Here is a 5,446-nt window from a genome sequence, read left to right as displayed (position 1 = left end):
CTGTGCGTTGGTTTAAGTGATTAAGGTGGTATGCGGCAGCTTCAGTATTGCGTTGCTCACCCCTTAACAGGGCGTTAGCACTGGGTTTGGATCAAAGGTCAAAAGTCTTGATGTTTCTTGATTTCTTTTCCCAGATTTACACCTGACCAAACGTGCCTCTCACGTTCGCTCCGGTGGCACTAGATGTAAAGTTTTTGCTTTGATTTCAGCGTTTACGGTTTCTAACTTTCGGGCTATTTCTCTGGCGCGGTTTCTTTGATGCGGTCGATTTCTTACCTTAAATTTGGCTCTTTGCCGTGGTTGTTCAAGTCCGAAGCTCGAATCCTTTGCTAATTTGAAAACGGTGAAAAAGGGCAGTTAAGCATGTTTTTCTTCTAGCCAACTTACGTCTTGAAGTTAGTTTTCAGTTTGGCAGTTGCCCGTTTGGTTTCAGTGTTTTTAGTTATCAATTTCGTGCTATATTTCAATATTTTGGCGTGTGCCAAAGGATTAAAGGGCAGTGTGCTAACAAACAGTTCAAGTGGGATTCAGCACGCGTGGCATTTTTGGTATGCGTTGGTTTTTGTGTTGCAGTGCCATGCGGAAGCTTGGTTATTGCGTGCTTCACCCCTTAACTGGGCGTTATGTTTAATCACGAAAAATCAGTAGCTTGTGTCTTTTCTTTGCTTCCTAAGTCATCCAATTAGGTCTTTTCGGCAAGTTGGCATCGTTGGACGCTGCTTTCCGGACATTTATTCTTTGGCGCTAAAATTCTGAGAGTTGCCTCATTGAATTTCGGATCAAGTTTAACGTGAGTTTATTTGGCTCAATTTCAAGCTTAGAGCTTCAGTCATCGCGTTTTCTGTACTAACAGTTTAAGTCCAAACTGCTCAAACTATGATTTAACCCAGTTTTTAGCTTATGGTTTTTGTTTGTAAAAGTAAGTCGGGTTAAGCTTCAGTATAATTTAACGTAAGATGTTGAATCTTAAACATAACAAACAGTTCAAGAGGGATTCAGCACGCGTGGCATTTTTGATATGCGTTTGATTTCGGTGTTGAAGTGCTATGCGGCAGCTTCGGTATTGCGTGCTTCACCCCTTAACTGGGCGTTAGGGCTTACTACAAAAAATTTGCAAGGATGGCGAAATGGTAAGGTTTTATCTAGTTCTTACTTTGTTAGGTATATTGCTGCCTTATGGAGCGTTGGTTCCTTGGTTAGTTGCCAATGGCTTAGATATTAGTCTTTTGTTCAGTGAAGCGGTGGCAAACCCCATTAGTATAATGGCTTGGCTTGATGTCTTGGTTGGTGCGATTGCTCTGATAGGCTTTATCTTAGTGGACGGGCAAAAGCATAAAGTGAAGTATCGATATTTTGCAGTCTTGGGAACTTTGTCAGTTGGAGTATCTTTTGGGCTCCCAATGTATCTTTACTTCAAAGAAAAACAGTCCCTTCAACCACAGCCCTAACAAGGCGTTTAAGAGGGATTCTCAACGCTTGGCATTTTTAGTTTGAATCGGTTTTAGTGTTTACGGCACAATGGTTTAGGTTGGGTGGTTTGCGTTGTTCACCCCTTAACGCGGCGTTAGGCAAAGGGCAGAAAAGTTCTTTGTTCTAATCTTCTTGCTTCCTTTGCCCATCGTTTTTCTCGGTCGGCAATTCCGTATTGTCGGCTCAAGTTCTTGAATCACTCCAACCGTAAAACATGCCTAAGTTCGTGGGTTGCCTCATTGGATTTAAGAATTGGTTGGTGGTGAATTTCACTGGCTTAAAGTGTGGAAAGGACAAGGCCCATGAAACTTAGTTATTAGCTGCCAGTTCGCAGCTTTTAGTTTCTCAGTTTTAAAAGCTAATTTGCCGCTGAACGTCTGCGTTTCGCAGTTGTTGAAACCTCGTCTGTAACATAGCAACTTCAGTAGTTCTTGAATCGCAAAAAGTCAGTAGGTGATTGGTTGCTTATCGTGTTTAAGGTATTCTGTTTTCAAACAAAGTTAGTGAGTACACAGAAAATTTGCCTAACAAACAATTCAAGCTGATTCGCAACGCTCGGCGCTTTCGGTTTCAATTGGTTTGGTGATTACGGTGAAATGTTTAGGTAATGTGACAGCGTTGCTCACAACTTAATTGGGCGTTAGCCAACCCCAGCTAGGAGGATATAATTGGACATAGCAAAGATTGAAAATTCGAATAATATTGTTAGTGCACAAGAACTTGTAACACGTCAGTATCAGGGCTTAAAATTCCAATGTCCTGAGTGTCATGTCGAACTAATTGCCTCTGGCGGCAATGAAAGGATTCGACCTTACTTCAAGCTAAAGCCCAACACCAATCATGATGCTAGTTGTTCGTTCTATATAGTTCCTAAAGAGCTAGAGTTCGTCGACTTTGTTGCTAGGTTGCTTGAATTACACCCTAAATACGACAATGTAAGAACACATGGTATCTTGGGTAATAAGGTTCGTTACTCTTTAGACCTTCAAGCAGTCCGTAATTCGAGTGAAAATTTAATCATTGAGTGCAAAAGGCGACCTCCTCTTGGATTAAAAAGCGCAAATGCGATGCTCCGACAGATTTCTTCTTACATATCTTCATCAAATGGCGGAAAGGGTGTTATATGTATTCCAGCTAGTTTTTCTGAAGACGAAGTAGAACTATTTGAAAGTAATGGTATTGAGGTCTGGGACTTGAATTTCCTTGCCCGTGAGTTTGGGCAGTATATTAGAAAAAACTCACTAGACCATTACTCTTCGCGAGTTATGGCTAGAGTGTCTAACTCAGGCGAGTCATCACAAGAAGACTCGCTAATTCAACAATTGCGCGAATGTAAAAGTGGGAAGCAAGATTGGCTCGTCTATCAAAATTTAGTTGGTGACATACTAGAGCACTTATTTACTCCCTCATTAAAATCACCGATTTCAGAGCTGTCAGATTATTCAAAGGTAAATCGCAGAGACTTTATTTTGCCGAACTATGCTACAAGTGGTTTTTGGGCAGTCATCCGTAATCGATACTCTGCCGATCACATTGTTGTTGATGCGAAAAACTATAGCAAACGCGTTGGAAAAAAGGATGTATTGCAGATTTCCAATTACTTAAAAAAATTTGGTGCTGGTTTATTTGGAGTGATTGTATCGAGACATGGTGGCGATTCTGCTGGATGCGAAGTAACTTTAAGAGAACAATGGGCATTATATGGGAAACTTATCCTAGTGCTTAAAGATGAACATATTATCGCTATGTTACGGGCAAAAAGAGATGGTGCAGAACCTGAAGATATATTGGTTCAATTGATTCAAAAGTTTAGGCTATCTATGTGATTTAAGGTTTGGCTAACAAAGCATTTAAGAGTGATTCGCAACGCTTGGCAGTTTCGCTTCGCTCAAGTATAGCCAAGCGTCGCTCACACCTTAATGCGGCGTTAGTTGCTAACGAGGAAAAATGTACCCACAGCAGAATGTTTAGGGCTAATGTCCATGTTTTTTGGCTAGGTTTAGCAATTCGGTTTTGAGTCATTTGGGTTTGCAAAAATCGCGCTTTGGTTTCTTTGGCTGTTAACTTTTCTGTTTCAGACGCTGATTAGCTTGTTGAAAGTCTGCTCTGCTGCATTGTCGTTCCAAAAGGTTTGTTTGGTGTTCAAAGTCCGTTTTCTACGGCGTTGTAAATTCCAAGTGGTTTCAGTGACAGTCGCTTTGAAACTGCGCCTGATTTGAGTTTTTCAAAGCACGTAAAAACAGTGTTGGCAAAGCTGCAATCAACTTCAAGTTAAAGCCTTAGTCTTGGCAACTAACAAACTGTTCAAGAGGGATTCACAACGCTTGGCGGTTTTGGTTTGAATTAGCTTAAGTGTTTACGGCACAATGGTTTAGGCTGGGGTGGTAGCGTTGTTCACCCCTTAACAGGGCGTTATGTGCTTGGAGGAAAAATGGAATATTTTCAGTACTATGGAATCGACTGGGTTGCAATGGTACTTACGTTTCTTGCAATTTGGCAAATTGGAAATAAGAACAAAATCGGTTTCATTTTAATGATGTGCGGTAACACTAGTTGGGTAGCAGTTGGTCATCTTACTGGCAGTGTGGCAATGATAATTGCAAATATCATCTTTTTTTCAATGAACCTTAGAGCAATCATCAAATGGTCGACGCCAGAGAAAGAGCCTAAAGTTAGTGTTACTGAGCAGTCATCTACAAGCTAGAAGTTCGCACATAACAAACTGTTCAAGAGGGATTCGCAACGCGTGGCATTTTCACTATGCGTTGGTTTTAGTGTTTAAGGTGGCTTGCGGCGGCTTCTATATTGCGTTGCTCACCCCTTAACAGGGCGTTAGCTTAAATCATTAACAAGGATGTGTAATGAGAAATAGAAAATGGATATTTGCAGCAATTTTGCTCATTGGTGGGCCTTCACTATTGCCATTTAGTTTGGAAGTGATATCCCTAATTGAGTTACTAGGCTTTTTTGGGTTATGGACAATTTATTCATCCTACGCTGAATACTTGGTGAATCACCCTAGATTCAAAAGAGGTCTGCGTTTAGCTACTAGTTGGGATTTCCAGCCGCAAATGCTGTTCTCTCCGAGTGAACTTAAGGCATGTCCCCAGTTAGTTTTTCATATGCTTCCAGTTCAGAGTGTAATGGTCTGGACTTTGAATATTCTGTTTTGGGGTGGTCTGGCTTGGTGCTACATAATTTAAGCTAACAAATTGTTCAAGAGGGATTCGCAACGCGTGGCATTTTTACTATGCGTTGGTTTTAGTGATTAAGGCGGCATGCGGCAACATCGGTATTGCGTTGCTTACCCCTTAACAAGGCGTTATGTGCTTTGGTGGAAATGCATATGGAAATCACAATCAGGCGTATCGAAACAGAAAGCGTTGAGGACAAAAGTATATTCGAGGCTTTGTTTAGAGAGTACCTATCTGAACTTTCAGTTGAGCTAGATCTCGCAGTAATTGCTCAGCTATTTTCATTGCCTTATTTCCACGGATTTATCAGTTTTGTCGACAATAAGCCTGCTGGTTTTGCGGTTTGCTTTGAATCGTTCTCAACTTATCGTGCGCAAAGAGTGATGAATATCCATGATTTTATGGTGTCAGACAACTTTCGTGGTAAAGGTGTTGGCAAGGCGCAACTGAACGGTATCGAACAGTATTGTCGTGATAATGATTACCTTAAAATCACATTAGAGGTCGGTGATGATAATGTTGCAGCTAAAAAACTCTACAGCACATTGGACTACGAAGATTACAGAGTAGTTTTGAAAGGGCAGCAACATTGGCAAAAGTACCTCAATTAGCACGCACATAACAAACTGTTCAAGAGGGATTCGCAACGCGTGGCATTTTTACTATGCGTTGATTTAAGTGTTTAAGGTGGTTGGCGGAACCTTCGGTATTGCGTGCCTCACACCTTAACAAGGCGTTATGTGTCAGAGAGAGATTATGAGATTTTTGCAACTATTTATCTT

General features: G+C 41.1%; 4 protein-coding genes. All 4 read left to right on the top strand.

The window, feature by feature from the left end; all coding sequences use genetic code 11:
- Window positions 1-1,127 precede the first annotated feature (1,127 nt).
- Window positions 1,128-1,448, top strand: coding sequence for a DUF2834 domain-containing protein (locus R7P67_RS22855; protein WP_045396164.1), 321 nt, complete (start codon window positions 1,128-1,130; stop codon window positions 1,446-1,448).
- A 690-nt stretch (window positions 1,449-2,138) separates the two neighbouring features.
- Window positions 2,139-3,296 (top strand): HNH endonuclease, encoded by a 1,158-nt coding sequence (locus R7P67_RS22850; protein WP_206947105.1) that lies wholly within the window; start codon window positions 2,139-2,141, stop codon window positions 3,294-3,296.
- 605 nt (window positions 3,297-3,901) lie between these two features.
- Window positions 3,902-4,174, top strand: a complete 273-nt coding sequence (locus R7P67_RS22845; RefSeq protein ID WP_262654311.1) for a PnuC protein — start codon at window positions 3,902-3,904, stop codon at window positions 4,172-4,174.
- Window positions 4,175-4,816: 642 nt separating this feature from the next.
- Window positions 4,817-5,275: a GNAT family N-acetyltransferase gene (locus R7P67_RS22835; RefSeq protein WP_262654310.1), complete on the top strand. Its 459-nt coding sequence runs from the start codon at window positions 4,817-4,819 to the stop codon at window positions 5,273-5,275.
- Window positions 5,276-5,446 lie beyond the last annotated feature (171 nt).

The organism is Vibrio sp. Vb0937 (assembly GCF_033338855.1).
This window is presented reverse-complemented; position numbering and strand designations above follow the sequence as displayed.

What these genes read in the sequence shown, in the direction of transcription:
- R7P67_RS22845 (WP_262654311.1), top strand. Translation starts at nt 3,902, where the DNA reads ATGGAATATTTTCAGTACTATGGAATCGACTGGGTTGCAATGGTACTT.
- R7P67_RS22855 (WP_045396164.1), top strand. Translation starts at nt 1,128, where the DNA reads ATGGTAAGGTTTTATCTAGTTCTTACTTTGTTAGGTATATTGCTGCCT.
- R7P67_RS22835 (WP_262654310.1), top strand. Translation starts at nt 4,817, where the DNA reads ATGGAAATCACAATCAGGCGTATCGAAACAGAAAGCGTTGAGGACAAA.